Source organism: Kitasatospora sp. NPDC114501 (assembly GCF_055633695.1).
Genome location: NZ_JBVKDS010000002.1, coordinates 138,089 through 155,068 on the forward strand (window position 1 = coordinate 138,089; position 16,980 = coordinate 155,068).

Consider the following 16,980-nt stretch of genomic DNA (forward strand, 5'->3'; position numbering starts at 1 on the left):
CCCGAGGGACCGCCGATGGCCACGTACCTGTACCGACTGGGCCACTACTGCTTCCGGCGACGGCGGGCCGTCGTCGCCGTCTGGATCGCCCTGCTCATCGCCGTCGGCGGGGCCGCGGGGGCCTTCGCCGGCAAGACCACCGACGAGTTCAGGGTCCCGGGCACCGAGGCGCAGGCCACCCTGGACCGGATCAAGGACACCTTCCCGGCGCAGGGCCACGGCTCCGCGCAGGTCGTCTTCGCCGCCGGTGCGCCCGGCGGCATCGGCACGCCCGAGGCGGGCCGGGCGATCGGCGAGGCCGTCGACCGGATCGCCCGGGTGCCGGGCGTGGCCGCGGTGCCCGACCCGTACGCCACCGGCGCGCTCTCGCCGGACGGGAGGGTCGCGATCGCCCTGGTCTCCTTCGACCACAAGCTCGCCGACGTCACCGACCGGCAGCGGGACGCCGTGAGGGCCGCCGCCGAGCCGGCCCGCGCGGCCGGGCTGGACGTCGCCTTCGGCGGCGACGCGTACAACCGGATGGCCCAGATCGAGGGTGGCAGCGAGTCGATCGGCCTGGTGGTGGCCGGGGTGGTACTGGTGGTGACCCTCGGCACGCTGGTCGCCGCCGGGCTGCCGCTGCTGACCGCGCTGGTCGGCGTCGCCGTGACGATGGCCGGGCTGCTGGCGCTCACCGGCTCCTTCGAGATCATCACCACGGCGCCGGTGCTGGCCCTGATGGTCGGCCTCGCGGTCGGCATCGACTACGCGCTGTTCATCCTCTTCCGGTACCGCCGGCACCTCGCCGAGGGCCTGGAGCCGGAGGAGGCCGCCGCCCGGGCCACCGCGACCGCCGGCAGCGCCGTCGTCTTCGCCGGTCTGACCGTGGTCGTCGCGCTCGCCGGACTCGCCGTCGCGGGCGTCCCCTTCCTCACCGTGATGGGCCTGGCCGCCTCCGGGGCGGTCGTGGTGGCCGTCCTGGTCGCGATCACGCTGCTGCCCGCCGTGCTGGGTTTCACCGGCCGGGCCATCGACCGGCTGCCGGTCTGGAAGCGGGCCCTGGCCGCCGACGGCCGCACCACCCTGGGCGAGCGCTGGGGCCGCTTCGTGGTCCGCCGCCCGCTGCCCGTCCTCCTGGTCGGCCTGGCCGGGCTGGGCGCCCTGGCGGTGCCCGCCGCGAGCCTGGACCTGGGCCTGCCGGGCGGCGGTTCACAGGCCACCGGGACGGACGCGCGCAAGGCGTACGACCTGGTGGGCGAGAGCTTCGGGCCGGGCTTCAACGCGCCGCTGGTGGTCGTGGTGGACGCCCACGGCGCACCGCGGCCCGAGCAGGCGGTGCGGGGCGTGGCCGAGAGGCTCCAGACCCTCGACGGCGTCGGGACACTGCTGCCGCCGACCGTCGACCAGGCGAGCGGCACCGCGCTGGTGACCGTCATCCCGAAGACCGGCCCGGACCACCCGGACACCAGGGCGCTGGTCGACGGGATTCGCGACCGGAAGGCGGAGCTGAAGTCGGCGACCGGCGCGGACATCGCCGTCACCGGCACCACGGCCGCCAACATCGACGTCTCCACCAAGCTCGGCCAGGCGCTGCCGCCGTTCCTCGCCGTGATCGTCGGGATCGCGGTGGTGCTGCTGGCGCTGGCGTTCCGCTCGGTGCTCGTCCCGCTCAAGGCGGTGGCCGGCTTCCTGCTCAGCATCACCGCCTCGCTCGGCGCGGTGGTCGCGGTCTACCAGTGGGGCTGGCTGGACGGGCTGATCGACGTGCCCAAGGTCGGGCCGGTGGTCAGCTTCGTGCCGATCCTGCTGATCGGCGTGCTGTTCGGGCTGGCGATGGACTACGAGCTGTTCCTGGTCTCCGGGATGAAGGAGCAGCACGTCCACGGCGCGGCGCCGCGCGAGGCCGTGGTGGCCGGCGTGCGCAACGGGGCCAGGGTGGTCACCGCGGCCGCGCTGATCATGGTGGCGGTGTTCGGCTCGTTCGTCTTCGGCCACGACCCGATCGTCCAGCCGATCGGCTTCGCCCTCGCGGTGGGCGTGCTGGTGGACGCCTTCGTGGTGCGGATGGCGCTGGTGCCGGCCGCGATGGCGCTGTTCGGCAGCGCCGCCTGGTGGTTCCCGAAGCGGCTGGAGAAGGTCGTGCCGCGGGTGGACATGGAGGGCGAGCAGCTGATCGCCCGGCTGGCGGAGGAGCCGGCGGAGGACGTGGCGGAGCAGTCGGCGCAGGAGCGGTCGCAGGAACGGCCGGCGGAGCCGTCGGCAAGGCCGGACAGGCGGCCGACCCGGGTCTGACGGCCGGTACGGGCGCCCGGTGGGATCCGTTCCCGCCGGGCGCTTCCGCGTTCAGGCCCCGGTGGGCACGGGTACGGGCAGCCGCTGCTCGAACCAGACCACCTTGCCGGTGCCCAGCCTGGTCGCGCCCCAGCGGTCCGCGCACCGGGCCACTATCTGCAGCCCGCGCCCGCGTTCGTCCTCCGGGCCGGTGCGGCGCGGGCGCGGCAGCAGCGGGCTGTCGTCGCCGACCTCGCAGCGCAGCCGGGTGGTGCGCACCAGGCTCAGGGTGACCGGCCGGGTCGCGTGCTGGACGGCGTTGGTCACCAGCTCGCTGACCATCAGCTCGGTCGCCTCGCTGAGCTCGTCCAGCCCCCAGCGGCGCAGCGTGTGCGCGGCCAGCCGGCGGGCCCGGCTCGGCGTCTCGTTGCGCGGCTGGAGGTACCAGTGCGCGACGTCCCCGGCCGGGATGCCGTCGAAGCAGGCGCCGAGCAGCGCGATGTCGTCGCCGCGGTCGCCGGGCGGCAGGATCCGCAGCGCCTCCTGGCACAGCTGCTCGGGGGTCTGCCAGCGGGCGGAGGCGATCCGGGCCCGCAGCAGCTCCAGGCCGTCGCTGATCGGGCGGGTGCGGGTCTCCACCAGGCCGTCGGTGAACAGCAGCAGCGCCGAGCCGGGCGGCGCGGGCAGCTCGACGGAGTTGAAGTCCACCCCGCCGACGCCGATCGGCGCCCCGGAGTCCAGCTCGACCAGTTCGGCGGTGCCGTCCGGGCGGACCAGCACCGGCGGGACGTGTCCGGCGTTGGCCATCATCACCCGGTTGGCGATCGGGTCGTACACCGCGTAGACGCAGGTGGCCAGGTGCTGTTCGCGGCCGAGCCGCTGGGCCTGCTCGTCCAGGTGGTAGAGCACCTCGTGCGGCGGCAGGTCGAGGGCGGCCAGGGTCTGGGCGCTGGTGCGCAGTTGGCCCATGATGGCGGCCGAGGTGAGCGAGTGGCCCATCACGTCGCCGACGATCAGGGCGACCCGGTTGCCGGGCAGCGGGACGGCGTCGTACCAGTCCCCGCCGACCTGCGCGCCGCGCTCACCGGGCAGGTAGCGCTGGGCGATCCGGACGCCGTGCGACTGCGGCAGGCGCAGCGGCAGCATGCTGCGCTGGAGCTCGTTGGCGATCTCCCACTCGCGGGCGTAGCGCAGCGCGGTGTCCACGGCCAGCCCGGCCTGGGTGGCGAGGTGTGCGGCGGTCGCGGTGTCCGCGGCGTCGAAGACCGGGCGGCCGCTGCGTTCGGGAGGGCGGCGGATCAGTATCAGCAGCCCGAGCACGGCCTTGCGGCCGCGCAGCGGCAGGGCGAGGACGGAGGTGCCGGCGGCCAGCCGGGCCACCCCGCGGGTGCCGTACAGCTCGCGCAGCAGCGTCTCGGCGCGCTCGGCGGCGGGGGTGCCGAGGACGGCCGCCTCGGCGGGGCGGCGGCTCAGCAGGGCGTGGGCGAGGGCTCCGCCGCGGGTCACCGGGGTGGCCGGGCCGCCGTCGGCGGTCGAGCGGGCGCCGTAGCGGGAGCGGCGCCGGTCGTCCAGGCTCGGGCGGCCGCGGCGGCCGATCCGGGTGCCGGTGCTGTGGTGTATCCGCAGCTCCTCGGGAAAGCCGGGTTCGCGTTCGACGTTGGGCAGCGGGTCGCGCAGGTGGACGACGGCGGCGTCGGCGAGCGTCGGGACCAGCACCCGGCCGATGTTGCGCAGCGTCGCGGCGAGGTCGAGGGCGCTGTTGATCCGCCGGGTCGCCGAGTCGAGGTACGCCAGGCGGTCCGCCATCTCGGCGCGCTCCGGCCGGCCACCCGTCCGTCGGGCCTGGGCCTGGGCCGCCGTCGGGGCCGTCGTCGGAGTCGGGGTCGGAGCCGGCGGGGCCGAGGTCGGGGCCGGCGGCACGGCCGGGACCTGGCGGCGCTGGCCCGGGACGGCGGGCGGCTGCTCCGCCTCGGTCTTGAGCTGGTCGCGCACGGCTGCCTGTCCTGGATTCGGTGTGGTCGGTGAGCTGTTCTGTTGCGTCGGCCGGGGGTGCGGCCGGTCCTGCCCCCGTTCGATCAGCCGACGCGTCGACAGCACAGGTACAGCTGTTCCTCCGGCGGCAGCGAGGTGCTGGCCGGTGCGTAGGGATGCCCCGAGCACTCCTCGACGGCGAAGCCGGCCGAGACCAGAACCCGCTCCAGATCCTCCCTCAGATACCCACTGATCCGCAGCTCTCTGCCAAGGAACGGAAGCGGAACGTGATCCAGGTCCGCCTCGACCATACCGAGCGCCAGGAGCCCTCCGGGCCGCAGGAGTTCGCGCAGCCGACCGAGCACGGTCGGGATCTCGTCCTGCGGCAGCAGGATCAGCGAGAAGAACGCGGTGACCGCGGCGAAGCCGCCCCGGCCGTCCCGCCCCAGCCCGGGGGCGTTCCAGACCCGGTCCGCACGCTCGGTGGCCAGATCGTACAGGTCGATCCGATGGAAGACCGGTGCGAACGCACCCGGGAAGGCGGTCCGCCGGGCCAGCGTGAGCATCCCGTCGGAGAGGTCCGCGCCGGTCACCCGCAGACCCGCCGAGACCAGCTGGCGGACGGTCGGGTCACCGGTGCCGCAGCCCACGTCCAGCACCCGGGCGCCCGGTTCGAGCCCGGCGAGCAGCCGCCGGACGCAGGCCAGCTGTCCGTCCTTGGCGGGGAAGGCCTCGCCGTACCCGGTGCCGATGGTGTCGAAGGCGACCGCCTGCAGTGCCCGGGCCGCCCGCCGCCGCCGTACCTCGGGCTCGTCGTCGCCGGCGTCCTCGCCGACGGGGAACGGGTCGGATATCTGTCCGGTCGTCACGTTGCGAGGCACCCTTCCACCCGTGGCCTCCGGTGGCTCCTCCACGGCCCCGCGGGCCGCTGCCGGTGGCGGTACATCACGCTCTGCGCACCACACGGACCCGGACTGCACCCCGATGGTCGTCCGGCAGACACTCGTGTGCGTACTGGCATCTGAGAATATGCGTGATCACTGCGTCGTGGGGTCCCTTTCCGGCCAACTCGCCGCGCTTGGGCCGTTGTGGCCGGGGTTGCGGAAGCACGCGGGTGCGGGCGGGGTTGTGCGCGAGTCACCGCACGCCGGACTATGCGCCCGGTGAAGGTCGATGACCTGCGGTTTTACCGATCCGCAGGGTGACTATCTGACGTTTATCGAACGTCAATCGGTCCGGTGCACAGTGGAGTCCAGCGCCGGGGAAGCGTTGAGGGCGCTCCCGCAGCCGGGGGGCTGCGGGAGCGCCGACGCGCGGAACGGGGGAGGTTCTCCGTGGGGGAGCGGAAGCCTTACGGCGCGGGGGGAGAGAGGGGCTCGGTGTGCTGCTGGGAGATGAGGTCCGCCACGGGGGAGGCCTCGGGCACACCGAGCCGCGTGAAGATCGCATGTGCCTCCTGGAGGCAGGCGAGTCCGCGGGCCGGCTGGGCGAGCGTCAACAGGGCCTCGCCCAGCGCGGCGTTCGCCAGGCCCTGGCAGTAGGCGGAGCCCAGCTCCTGGCCGATCGCCAGCGACTCGCCGGCCGCCGAGGCCGCCTCGGCGGGCTGCTCGGCGACCAGCAGGGCGGAGGCGAGCCGGGCCAGGGTGTAGCCCTCCCACAGGGGGTTCTGCTGCGACTGGTAGAGCCGGTGCGCCTCGCGCAGGTGCGGAACGGCGTCGCCGCCGGAGAGCACCACGCCCAGCTGGTAGAGGGTCTGGGCGAGCAGCGGACCGTTCTTGGACTCCCGGGCGGCGGCGACACCGTCGCCGGCGGACCGGACCGCCGTCTCGGTCATCCCGAGCCGGTGCTGCACCCGGGCCATGTTGCTGACGATCCGCGCCTCGGCGATCGGGTTGCGGACGGCTTGGCTGGTCGCCCGGGCCTGCTCCAGGAACGGCAGGGCCTCCGCAGAACGGTCGCCCATGCTGAGGATGACGCCCAGGATGTTGGCGGTGGCCAGCAGTTGGACGGTCGGGTGGTCCGGCGCCTGGTGGTCCAGGCTGCGACGCAGCGAGTGCTCGGCGCCCTGGAAGTCACTGGTGACGTAGTTCAGGGCACCCAGGACGAAGTGCACGCGGGCGAGCGCGGCGGAGTCGTCGCGGAGCTCCGCCTCGTGTCCGAGGGCTTCCAGGACCGGTCGTACCTGAGGGCCGTGGGTCGGGTCCAGATCGAGGCCGCACAGCAGGAGCAGCAGGTCGATCGCCGCGTGCTGGGAGGAGCGGGACCCGTTCGCGGCCGCCGCCGTGGAGTTGAGCAGGAGGGCGCTCTCGGACCGGAGCCAGGACTGGGCGGAACCGCTGGTCGGCAGGCTGATCCCCGGCGAGGAGGGCGTGGTGAGCAACTCCGGTTCCGGGTCGTCCGGTTCGATGGTCCGGGCCGCGTTGCGGACGGTCGGGATCAGCAGGTCGAGCAGCCGCAGGACGGCCCGCTCCTGCTCCTCGGTGTCGCCCGACCGATCGTTCTGCCGCTGGGCATAGAGCCGGAGCAGGTCGTGGTAGCGGTAGCGGCCCGGGGTGAAGCACTCCAGCATGTTCGCCTCGACCAGCGCCTCGGCGAGGTCCTCGGCGGTGTCCTCGTCCACACCGAGCAGCGCCGCGGCGGCGGCCAGCGGGATGTCGGGGGAGTCGATCAGCGCGAGCAGCCGAAAGGCGCGGGCCTCGGGGCCGGACAGTTGTCCGTAGCCTAGCCCGATGGTGGTCTCCACGGCGAGGTTGCCGAGCTGGAGCTCGTCCAGGCGGTGGCGCTGGTCGGCTAACCGACGGGCCAGGTCGGAGACGCTCCACCGCGGCCGGCTGGCCAGCCGGGCGGCGGCGATGCGCACGGCCAGCGGCAGGAAGCCGCAGGCGGTGACCACCGCCATGGCGGCCTCCGGTTCGGCGGCGACCCGCTGGTCCCCCACGATGGCCGAGAACAGCGCCAACGCCTCCTGCGGGGTCAGCTCCTCGACGTCGAACAGCTGTGCGCCGGGAATGCCGGCGAGCCGGGAGCGGCTGGTGGCGAGCACCGCGCAGCCCGAGACGCCCGGGATCAGAGGCCGGATCTGGTCGGCGTCCCGCGCGTTGTCCAGCAGGATGAGCATCCGCCGGTTGGCGAGCAGCGAGCGGTAGAGCGCCGCGCGCTGCTCCAGCGACTCCGGGTTGTCGGTGACACCGAGGGCGTGCAGGAAGTCGCCGAGGACGACGACCGGGTCGGCCGGCGAGGCACCGGCGCCCCGCAGGTCCACGTACAGCTGGCCGTCCGGGAACTCGGCCCGGACGCGGTGGGCGACGTGGACCGCGAGGGTGGTCTTCCCGACGCCGCCGATGCCGGCCAGCGAGGTGACCACCACGGCCTGGCCGGTGGCGTTCATGAGGACCGTCGAGAGGTCGCCCACCAGCTCGGTGCGCCCGCTGAAGTCCAGGACATCGGCCGGGAGTTGGGCCGGCGGTGGGGCTGCGGGCGGGTCCTTCGGCGCCACCTCGGGCACGGCCGGGAGGGCGAGTGCGGGGTCGGCCGCGAGGATGCGGGTGTGCATCGTGGACAGGCCGACCCCCGGCTCGACCCCGAGCTCCTCGATGAGCAGCTTGCGGGTGTCGGTGTAGACGCCGAGTGCCTCGGCCTGGCGGCCGCAGCGGTACAGCGCCAGCATCAGCAGTTCCCGCAGCCGTTCGCGCAGCGGGTGCTCCGTCGTCAGGTTGTTGAGCTCTCCGACGATCTCCGCGTGCCGGCCGATGTCCAGGGCGGCGGCGCACAGGTCCTCGGCGGCGGCCACCTGGCGCTCGGCCAGTCGCAGCCGCTGGGCGTCGGCGTAGGGGCCGGGGATGCCGGTGAGCGGGCGGCCGCTGAACAGGCCCAGCGCCTCGGTCAGCAGCCGGTGCGCCTCGCGCTTGTCGCCGTTCGTCCGGGCTGCCGTGGCCTCGGCGCAGAGCCGCTCGAAGACCGTCAGGTCGAGGGCCTCGCCCGGGATCCGCAGCGCGTAGCCGTCGGCGACCGAGACCAGCAGCTCGGCGGGGCGGCGCACCTCGCGCCGGGGTTCGATGACCGAGCGCAGCCGGGAGACGTAGGTGCGGAGCGCGGCCACGGCCTGGGCCGGAGGCCGGTCGCCCCAGAGCGCGTCGACCAGGTCCTGCGTGGTGACCGGGCGCCCGGAGTGCAGCAGCAGGGTGGTCAGGACCGCCTGCTGCTGGGGGGAGCCGAGCGAGAGGGGCTTGCCGTCGAGCCAGGCCTGGACCGGACCGAGGACTTGGAAGCGCGGCGCAGGGTTCTGCGGCGTCTCCCGAAACTCCATGAAGTCCCCCGATGGCCTGTGGTGTCGATTCCGTGAAAGGGCGCTCGGCGGTCCGCCGTGGTGCTTCAGCTTAGGCGGACGTCCGACTCTGCCGGACGGTTCCGCCAGTCGCACGATGTTTATCGGACATTTAATCAACCCTACGATACTGTCCCCGCGCCCGCGCCGAACCGGTCGGGCTGACGACATTTGATGACCGAAAGGCGGCCGCCAATGGCCAACGACCAGAGCGAGACCCCGGTGCCGTCGACGCCCGAGAACCAGGCGAAGACCCCGGCCCCGGACGTCGCTGTGGAGGCCGGCCAGGCTGTCGAGGGCGCGGTTGCCGCGGCCTCGAACCCGACCGAGTACACCGAGCCGAGTGCCGACCGGAAGAACGCGATCGAGAACGGGGCCTTCGGCGACGAGGCCGACTACCTGCCCGAGCCCGCCGAGCCGGACACCGGCAAGCCGGGCGAGAAGTACGAGCCGGAGAGCATCGTCTTCGGCCACGCCTGAGCGACCGCACCCCGGTGCCCCCGTCGCCCCCGTCCGGGCGCGGGGGTACCGGCGGTTATGGGCACGCCAATTACCCGTCGGTGCCCACCGGGTGGCCGAATCGTGCCCGTGGTGCACTCATGGTGACCGGCGATATCCGTAACGTGCCCGACGGCGGGCGCGGGGCGTTCCGGAATTCCGGATTCACCCGGGGGTATTGCGGTGGTCGGAATGTTGCTGTTTGCCTGCGTTTTGCCGAAATTGCCGAGGAAGATCGTATTCGGCTGAATCGCCGGTCCCGGGGGCGGGGGCGACCTGGTGCGGGTCGGCCGTCCATTCCCGGCCGCCGGGCTCGGGGCGCAGGTAGTGCTCGCCGCCGATGGTGTCCATGTAGATGCCGGTGCGTCCGGTCCTGCGGTCGAGGACGAGTTCACCCACGTGGGGCCGGTAGGCCGGGGCGTTGCGCTGTCGGGTGCTCACCGTGCTGCTCCTCGCTCTGGTCGGCGACTGGCCAGCATCTCTAGAGAAGCTAATATCTCTAGAGATGTCAACGGTCCTATCTCCTTACCGGAGACCGCGGGCACGCCTACGATTTCTCCGAGGCAGAGGGAGCGGCGATGACCGGCAGCAGTGGCGACAAGCAGCCCAAGTACCAGCGGATCGCCGACGGGCTGAAGGCGGCCATCGACACCGGCCGGTACCGCCCGGGCGACCGCCTGCCCGGCGAGAACGACCTCATGGACGAGTACGGCGTGGCCCGGATGACGGCCCGCCAGGCGCTGGGCGTGCTGCAGAGCGAGGGCATCGCCGAGGCGCGCCGCGGCGCCGGGGTGTTCGTCCGGGACTTCCGCCCGCTGCGCCGGCGCGGCATCCAGCGGCTGGCGCAGGGGCAGTGGGGCTCCGGCCGGTCGATATGGTCGGCGGACATCGACAACCGCAGCCTGGTGGTCGACCAGGTGTCCGTCACCGAGCAGGGCGCGCCCGAGCACGTGGCCCGGGTGCTCGGGGTCGACCCGGGCGCCCCGATGTGCGTACGGCACCGCCGCTTCGTCCTGGACGGCAAGCCGGTGCTGCTCTCGACCTCCTACCTGCCCGCCGTGCTGGTCGCGGGCACCGCCATAACCCGCGAGGACACCGGCCCCGGCGGCACCTACGCCCGGCTCGCCGAGATCGGCGCCAAGCCCGTGCACTTCCGCGAGGAGGTCCGCTCCCGGATGCCCAGCGGGGAGGAGGCGGCCCGCCTGGAGCTGTCCGCCGGCACCCCGGTCATCCTGATCTGCCGCACCGCCTTCGCCGACGAGGGCCAGGTCGTCGAGCTCAACGAGATGATCCTGGACGCCGCCTCCTACGTCCTGGAGTACGACTTCGACGCCTGAGCGCGGACCGGTCGGCAGCCGCGACCGGTACCGGTAGCGGGCCTTGAGGATCCTCACTTCCTTCTCGTCGGCCCGGTACACCAGTCGGTGCTCGTCGTCGGTCCGGCGCGACCAGCAGCCGGCCAGGTCGCCCTTCAGCGGTTCGGGCTTCCCGGTGCCACCGAACGGATCGCGCTGGATCTCGCCGATGAGGCGAGTGATCCGCTGGCGGCCGGTGAGCGCAGGAGGTGGATCGTCTCCTGCCACGAGTCTTCCGTACCAGCCTGCCAGGCAGAACCGCCCCGGCCGCGCGGGGCGGCCGGGGCGGTTCGGGGACGGCGGGGACTACTCCTTCGAGCGCACCCGAAGGCTGGTGATCAGCGGGCCCTCGGTGGTCTCGCGGAAGAAGTCGTTGCCCTTGTCGTCGACGACGATGAAGGCCGGGAAGTCCTCGACCTCGATGCGCCAGACCGCCTCCATGCCGAGCTCGGCGTACTCCAGCACCTCGACCTTCTTGATGCAGTCCTGGGCGAGGCGGGCGGCCGGGCCGCCGATCGAGCCGAGGTAGAAGCCGCCGTGCGCGGCGCAGGCGTCGGTGACCTGCTTGCTGCGGTTGCCCTTGGCGAGCATGACCATCGAGCCGCCGGCCGCCTGGAACTGGTCGACGTAGGAGTCCATCCGGCCGGCCGTGGTCGGGCCGAAGGAGCCGGAGGCGAAGCCCTCGGGGGTCTTGGCCGGGCCCGCGTAGTAGACCGGGTGGTCCTGGAGGTACTTGGGCATGCCCTCGCCGGCGTCCAGGCGCTCCTTGATCTTGGCGTGGGCGATGTCGCGGGCGACGACCAGGGTGCCGGTGAGCGAGAGCCGGGTCTTCACCGGGTACTTGGACAGCTCGGCGCGGATCGCGGACATCGGCTGGTCGAGGTCGATGCGCACCACGTCGTCGTCCAGGTGCTCGTCGGTGGTGTCCGGCAGGTACTTCGCCGGGTCGGTCTCGAGCTGCTCCAGGAACACGCCCTCGGCGGTGATCTTGCCGAGCGCCTGGCGGTCGGCGGAGCAGGAGACGGCCATCGCGACCGGCAGCGAGGCGCCGTGCCGCGGCAGGCGCACCACGCGCACGTCGTGGCAGAAGTACTTGCCGCCGAACTGGGCGCCGATGCCGATCTTCTGGGTCAGCTCGGTGACCTTGGCCTCCAGCTCCAGGTCGCGGAAGCCGTGCCCGGTCCTGGCGTTGCCCTCGGTCGGCAGGTTGTCCAGGTAGTGCGCCGAGGCGTACTTGGCGGTCTTCAGCGCGAACTCGGCGCTGGTGCCGCCGATCACGATGGCCAGGTGGTACGGCGGGCAGGCCGCGGTGCCCAGCGAGCGGATCTTCTGCTCCAGGAACGAGAGCATGCTCGCCTCGTTCAGGATGGCCTTGGTCTCCTGGTACAGGTACGACTTGTTGGCGGAGCCGCCGCCCTTGGCCATGAACAGGAACTTGTACGCGTCGCCGTCGGTGGCGTACAGCTCGATCTGGGCCGGCAGGTTGTTGCCGGTGTTCTTCTCGTCCCACATGGTCACCGGGGCCATCTGGGAGTAGCGCAGGTTGAGCCTGGTGTACGCGTCGTACACGCCGCGGGCGATGGCGGACTCGTCGCCGCCCTCGGTCAGCACGTTCTGGCCGCGCTTGCCCATGACGATCGCGGTGCCGGTGTCCTGGCACATCGGGAGGATGCCGCCGGCCGAGATGTTGACGTTCTTCAGCAGGTCGAGCGCGACGAAGCGGTCGTTGGGGCTGGCCTCCGGGTCGTCCAGGATGCGGCGCAGCTGGGCGAGGTGGGCGGGGCGCAGGTAGTGCGAGATGTCGTGCATCGCCTCGGCCGTCAGCAGCCGCAGCGCCTCCGGCTCGACCTGGAGGAAGGTGCGACCGCCCGCCTCGAAGGTGGAGACACCCTCGGAGGTGAGCTTGCGGTACGGGGTCGGGTCAGCGCCCAGGGGGAGCAGGTCGCTGTACTCGAAGTCTGGCGTGGGAGCCATCGGGGCGGTCCTTAGCTGTCCAGTTGGTCCGGCTGCGTCGGCGAAGCACCATCCAGGGTAGGACCCGGTGGAAGTCGGCCTGCGGACAGGTCAGCCTTGCGTGACCGGGCTCACTCGCGCGGGAGTGCGAGCGACTAGGCTGACCCCGTGGACAACTCGCCGTCGCACGACGATTCGGGGCAGCCGCCGGTGCCGGCGCCCGTACCGATGACCGAACCCGAACCCAAGTCCGAACTCAGGCCCCAGGCCAGGGCGGAGAGCGCGCCTCGGCCGCACGCGCCGGTCGCGGAGGCGGAGCTGCGCGTCTCCGACGCCGACCGCGAGAAGGTCGCGGAGCTGCTGCGGGAGGCCTACGCCGTGGGCCGGCTGGACGCGGACGAGCACGCGGAGCGGATCGAGGCCGCCTACGCCGCGAAGACCTTCGGCGACCTCGTGCCGCTGACCAGGGACCTGCCGGCCCGCCCGCTGTCCTTCGAGAAGCAGCCGCTGAACGCCCCGCAGGGCACCCCGCAGCCGCCCGCGCGCCAGGAGTCCCCGACGGTGGTGGCGATCTTCGGCGGCGCGGCCCGCAAGGGCCGCTGGCGGGTGGGCTCGCACCTGAGCGCCTTCGCCGCGTTCGGCGGGGTGCAGATCGACCTGACCGACGCCGTGTTCGAGTCCCCGGAGGTGGAGATCACCGTCACGGCGGTCTTCGGCGGGGTCGAGGTGCGGGTGCCGGAGAACGTCACCCTGCAGGGGTCCGGCGTCGGCATCTTCGGCGGTTTCGACGTCCGGGAGCAGACCGCGGCGGACCCGTACGCTCCGGTTGTCCGGATCAAGGGCCTTGCGCTGTTCGGTGGTTGCGAGGCCAAGCCGCGCCGGGGCAAGAAGCTCAAGGAGTGGGTGCGCCGCCAACTCGGCACCGACTGACCGCCGTTGACCTGCGCAGCGCCCGATTGGGGATCAACTCCCGGTCGGGCGCTCGGCGTTGCGGCCAGTGCGCTGCGTAGTCGATTGCGTGCAGTGTGCATGAATCGCGGCCGGGCGGGGTAGTTCCTTCCGCACATCGCTTCTTGGACGGCTGCGCACCGGAGGCGGCCGAGCGGCCGCGCCCGGGTGGGACAGCGGGGGCTCGCGGCCGGCGGGGGAGCGAGGGTTCCCCGTGTCCGAGAGCCTCGTCAGGAGTACGGCCGTGCTGCATCCGATCGAGTCCCGCACCACCTCGCCAGCCGCCGCCGCGCAGCAGGTCCTGGAGCGCCGTCCCGGCGTCCGGCCGCAGCCGCAGGCCCCGGGCGTCCCGGCGGGTTCCCCCGCGGGCGAGGACAACCCCTGGCACACCGGTGCCGCGTGCCGGCGGGACGAGGTGGGGCTGTTCTTCGCGCCCTCCAAGGAGCCGACGGCGGCCCGGCTGTCGCGCGAGGAGCAGGCCAAGCAGGTGTGCGCCCGCTGCCCGGTGCTGCTGGAGTGCCGCGAGCACGCGCTGGCGCAGCCGGAGCCGTACGGGGTCTGGGGCGGGCTGACGGCCGCCGAGCGGCGGGTGGTGCTGGCCCGGCGCCGCCGCCGGGACGCCGAGCTGCGCGAGGCGGCCCGGGTGACGGCGACCGCGCGGCGCCGGATAGCCGGGTGACGCCGGGTCCGAGACCCAGGGGACGCGACGCGGCCCCGGCGGAGGGGGATTCCGCCGGGGCCGCGAAGTGCGCTTCGGTGGTGCTCAGTTGGCGCGGTCGAAGTCGATCGCGCTGTAGGCCCGCAGCTTCGCGAGCTTGTGGGTGGAGTTGATCTCGCGGATGGTGCCGCTCTTGGAGCGCATCACCAGCGAGCTGGTGGTGGCGGTCTCCGAGCGGTAGTGCACGCCGCGCAGCAGCTCGCCGTCGGTGATGCCGGTGGCGACGAAGAACACGTTCTCGCCGCTGACCAGGTCGTCCGTGGTGAGCACCCGGTCCAGGTCGTGACCGGCGTCCAGGGCCTTCTGCCGCTCGGCGTCGTCCTTGGGCCACAGCCGGCCCTGGATCACGCCGCCCATGCACTTCATCGCGCAGGCCGCGATGATGCCCTCCGGGGTGCCGCCGACGCCCATCAGCAGGTCGACGCCGGTGCCCTCGCGGGCGGCCATGATGGCGCCGGCCACGTCGCCGTCCGAGATGAACTTGATCCGGGCGCCCGCCTCGCGGATCTCCCGGACCAGGCCGTCGTGGCGCGGGCGGTCGAGCACGACGACGGTGACGTCCTCGACGGCGCTGCCCTTGGCCTTGGCGACCCGGCGGATGTTGACCGCGGCCGGGGCGGTGATGTCGACGAACTCGGCCGCCTCCGGGCCGGCCACCAGCTTGTCCATGTAGAACACGGCGCTGGGGTCGAACATGGTGCCGCGGTCGGCGACGGCCAGGACGGCCACCGCGTTGTTCATGCCCTTGGCGGTCAGCGTGGTGCCGTCCACCGGGTCGACCGCGACGTCGCACTCGGCGCCGGTGCCGTCGCCGACCCGCTCGCCGTTGTAGAGCATCGGGGCTTCGTCCTTCTCGCCCTCCCCGATGACGACGACGCCGTTCATCGAGACGGTCGAGACGAGGGTGCGCATCGCCTTCACGGCGGCACCGTCCGCGCCGTTCTTGTCGCCACGTCCGACCCACCGGCCGGCGGCCATCGCGGCCGCCTCGGTGACCCGGACGAGTTCGAGCGCGAGGTTCCGGTCCGGAGCCTCGGGCGCGACCTCCAGGGCACTGGGAAGGTGGTGCGGGTACTGCGTGGTCATCGTCGTTACCTCTCTGTACGCGACGGCCAGTGAGCGCCCGACTACTGCCAGGTCGAACGCCGTGGTGAGGGTTCTGCGATCGTATCTGCCCACGAGATGACTGTCTGTGGCGCAGGTCGCTGCTCTGTGGCGGAAACCACCGCTTCGTCCCGTTTCACCCGTACGTGAACACCCCTGGTGGCCGCCCGCGGATGTGGATGAGTCACCATGTGGGGGTGGCAGCAGACAGCAAGGGCATGAGGGGCCGGCAGACCGTACGGGACATGGTCCTGTCGATGCTGGCGGTCGGGATCGTCGTCTGGGTCGGGTACCTGTTCCTCCCGCACGACGCCAGCGGCGACCCGGTGCACGTGGTCGAGTACAGGGTCGCGGCGGCCTCCGCCAAGCGCACCGCGCCGTACCCGCTGCTCTCCCCGGAGGGGCTGCCGGAGAAGTGGCGGGCCACCTCGGTCAGCTACCGGCCGGCCGGCCAGAACAACGGCAAGGGCAACGCCTGGCACCTGGGCTTCGTGACCCCCTCCGGCCAGTACGCGGCGATCGAGCAGAGCGACGTGCCGCGCGACTCCCTGCTGGCCGACTACGTGGCGGGCGCCAAGCCGGACGGCACCGCCGAGGCGGGCGGCCGCGCCTGGGACCGGGTGCAGGGCGAGAAGGCCCGCGCGCTGGCCGTGCAGACCGGCCCCGGGACCACCCTGCTCACCGGCACCGCCTCCTACGAGGAGCTGGCCGAGCTGGCGCAGGCGCTCAAGTAGCCCCGCCGTCGACGCCCCCCGCGCACGCCGCCGCGCCCGCGCACGCCGAAGGGCCCCGCACCGGACGAACCGGAGCGGGGCCCTCTCGCGCGGGGCGGATCAGACCGTGGTGACGACCTCGTCGTAGGCCAGGCGCGGCGAACGCGGGAACCAGGCGTCCTCGCCCGGCTTGCCGATGTTGACCACGGCCAGCACCGAGTGCTCGCCGTCGCCGAAGAACTCCTTGTTGATGCCCTCGGCGTCGAAGCCGGTCATCGGGCCGGCGGCCAGGCCGGCGGCGCGCACGCCGACGATGAAGTAGGCGGCCTGCAGGGCGCCGTTCAGCGTGGCGGACTGCTCACGGACGCTGCGCTCCGAGAAGAACAGGTCCTTGGCCTGCGGGAAGTGCGGGAGCTGGGTCGGCAGCTCCTCGTGGAACTCGTTGTCCACGGCCAGGATGGCGACCAGCGGGGCGGCGGCGGTCTTGTCCTTGTTGCCGTCCGCCATCTGCCGGACGAGGCGCTCGCGGGCCTCCTCCGAGCGGACCAGCACGACGCGCAGCGGCTGCTGGTTGAAGGCCGTCGGGCCGAACTTCACCAGCTCGTAGATGGCCTGGACCTGCTCCTCGGTGACCGGCTCGTCGGTGAAGGTGTTCGCGGTGCGGGCCTCACGGAACAGCAGGTCCTGAGCGGCGGCGTCGAGTACCAGGGCGTCGGTGGTCATGCTTCTGCACCTCATGCGGAAAGGGGTTCGTCGGTATGATCGGCCGCAGCCGGTCACTCCCACCCAACATAGGTGAATATTCAACTATTCCCCAAGCGCTTGTGACCAGCCTCACACCCCGCCCGGGTCCGCGCCCTCCTCGGCGGCCAGCGCGGCGTCCAGCCGGGCCCGGGCGCCGTCCAGCCAGCGCTGGCACACCTTCGCCAGCTGCTCGCCGCGCTCCCACAGGGCCAGCGACTCCTCCAGCGACGTCCCGCCGTTCTCCAGCTGCCGGACGACGTCCAGCAGCGCGTCCCGGGCGTGCTCGTAGCCCAGCGCGTCGTCGGGGTTCGGCGCCGCCGCCGCCGCTGCCGCGTCCTGCTGTTCCTGCTGCTCTGCCATGCGTGCCAGCGTAGGGGCTCGGACCGACACGCCCCAGCCCCC

The 16,980-nt window shown here is 72.9% G+C and carries 14 protein-coding genes and 1 pseudogene; 6 read left to right on the forward strand and 9 right to left on the reverse strand.

All coding sequences use genetic code 11. The features are described from left to right. Nucleotides 1–15: 15 nt before the first annotated feature. A complete protein-coding gene (locus ACZ7RU_RS04175) occupies nt 16–2,271 on the forward strand; it encodes an MMPL family transporter (protein ID WP_470339412.1) in 2,256 nt (751 codons plus the stop codon). Between the two features lie 51 nt (nt 2,272–2,322). On the opposite strand, the gene ACZ7RU_RS04180 is transcribed toward ACZ7RU_RS04175, so the two are convergent. The 3 genes from ACZ7RU_RS04180 to ACZ7RU_RS04190 form a co-directional block, all read right to left on the reverse strand. Next, nucleotides 2,323–4,056 (reverse strand): SpoIIE family protein phosphatase, encoded by a 1,734-nt coding sequence (locus ACZ7RU_RS04180; RefSeq protein ID WP_470339751.1) that lies wholly within the window; start codon nt 4,054–4,056, stop codon nt 2,323–2,325. A 269-nt stretch (nt 4,057–4,325) separates the two neighbouring features. Then, nucleotides 4,326–4,997: a class I SAM-dependent methyltransferase gene (locus ACZ7RU_RS04185; RefSeq protein WP_470339752.1), complete on the reverse strand. Its 672-nt coding sequence runs from the start codon at nt 4,995–4,997 to the stop codon at nt 4,326–4,328. Nucleotides 4,998–5,572: 575 nt separating this feature from the next. Next, nucleotides 5,573–8,527, reverse strand: coding sequence for an AfsR/SARP family transcriptional regulator (locus ACZ7RU_RS04190; RefSeq protein WP_470339413.1), 2,955 nt, complete (start codon nt 8,525–8,527; stop codon nt 5,573–5,575). Nucleotides 8,528–8,740: 213 nt separating this feature from the next. On the opposite strand from ACZ7RU_RS04190, the gene ACZ7RU_RS04195 reads away from it, so the two are divergent. Beyond that, nucleotides 8,741–9,025: a hypothetical protein gene (locus ACZ7RU_RS04195; protein WP_470339414.1), complete on the forward strand. Its 285-nt coding sequence runs from the start codon at nt 8,741–8,743 to the stop codon at nt 9,023–9,025. 183 nt (nt 9,026–9,208) lie between these two features. On the opposite strand, the gene ACZ7RU_RS04200 is transcribed toward ACZ7RU_RS04195, so the two are convergent. Then, entirely contained in the window at nt 9,209–9,484 is a 276-nt protein-coding gene (locus ACZ7RU_RS04200) for a hypothetical protein (protein WP_401113961.1), read from the reverse strand. 137 nt (nt 9,485–9,621) lie between these two features. Between ACZ7RU_RS04200 and ACZ7RU_RS04205 the strand changes: the two genes are divergently transcribed. Continuing rightward, nucleotides 9,622–10,380, forward strand: coding sequence for a GntR family transcriptional regulator (locus tag ACZ7RU_RS04205; RefSeq protein WP_470339415.1), 759 nt, complete (start codon nt 9,622–9,624; stop codon nt 10,378–10,380). A gap of 27 nt (nt 10,381–10,407) precedes the next feature. Here ACZ7RU_RS04205 and ACZ7RU_RS04210 read toward each other — a convergent pair. Then, nucleotides 10,408–10,626: pseudogene (locus tag ACZ7RU_RS04210) on the reverse strand (Txe/YoeB family addiction module toxin); the annotation flags it as partial. A 78-nt stretch (nt 10,627–10,704) separates the two neighbouring features. Continuing rightward, complete coding sequence (locus ACZ7RU_RS04215) at nt 10,705–12,372, reverse strand: fumarate hydratase (protein ID WP_470339416.1); 1,668 nt, start codon at nt 12,370–12,372, stop codon at nt 10,705–10,707. A 147-nt stretch (nt 12,373–12,519) separates the two neighbouring features. On the opposite strand from ACZ7RU_RS04215, the gene ACZ7RU_RS04220 reads away from it, so the two are divergent. Both ACZ7RU_RS04220 and ACZ7RU_RS04225 read left to right on the forward strand, forming a co-directional pair. Then, nucleotides 12,520–13,281: a DUF1707 SHOCT-like domain-containing protein gene (locus tag ACZ7RU_RS04220; RefSeq protein WP_470339417.1), complete on the forward strand. Its 762-nt coding sequence runs from the start codon at nt 12,520–12,522 to the stop codon at nt 13,279–13,281. 262 nt (nt 13,282–13,543) lie between these two features. Further along, a complete protein-coding gene (locus ACZ7RU_RS04225; protein WP_470339418.1) occupies nt 13,544–13,978 on the forward strand; it encodes a WhiB family transcriptional regulator in 435 nt (144 codons plus the stop codon). Nucleotides 13,979–14,062: 84 nt separating this feature from the next. Here ACZ7RU_RS04225 and glpX read toward each other — a convergent pair whose 3' ends face one another. Continuing rightward, on the reverse strand, nt 14,063–15,103 hold the full coding sequence (gene glpX / locus ACZ7RU_RS04230; protein ID WP_387749748.1) for a class II fructose-bisphosphatase: 1,041 nt from the start codon (nt 15,101–15,103) through the stop codon (nt 14,063–14,065). 215 nt (nt 15,104–15,318) lie between these two features. Between glpX and ACZ7RU_RS04235 the strand changes: the two genes are divergently transcribed. Next, a complete protein-coding gene (locus ACZ7RU_RS04235) occupies nt 15,319–15,855 on the forward strand; it encodes a DUF4245 domain-containing protein (protein ID WP_470339419.1) in 537 nt (178 codons plus the stop codon). Between the two features lie 99 nt (nt 15,856–15,954). On the opposite strand, the gene ACZ7RU_RS04240 is transcribed toward ACZ7RU_RS04235, so the two are convergent. Then, a complete protein-coding gene (locus tag ACZ7RU_RS04240) occupies nt 15,955–16,557 on the reverse strand; it encodes a malonic semialdehyde reductase (RefSeq protein ID WP_387749754.1) in 603 nt (200 codons plus the stop codon). A gap of 111 nt (nt 16,558–16,668) precedes the next feature. Next, nucleotides 16,669–16,938 carry an exodeoxyribonuclease VII small subunit gene (locus ACZ7RU_RS04245; protein WP_470339420.1) on the reverse strand — a complete coding sequence of 90 codons (270 nt, stop codon included), beginning with the start codon at nt 16,936–16,938 and terminating at the stop codon, nt 16,669–16,671. Between the last annotated feature and the right edge of the window lie 42 nt (nt 16,939–16,980).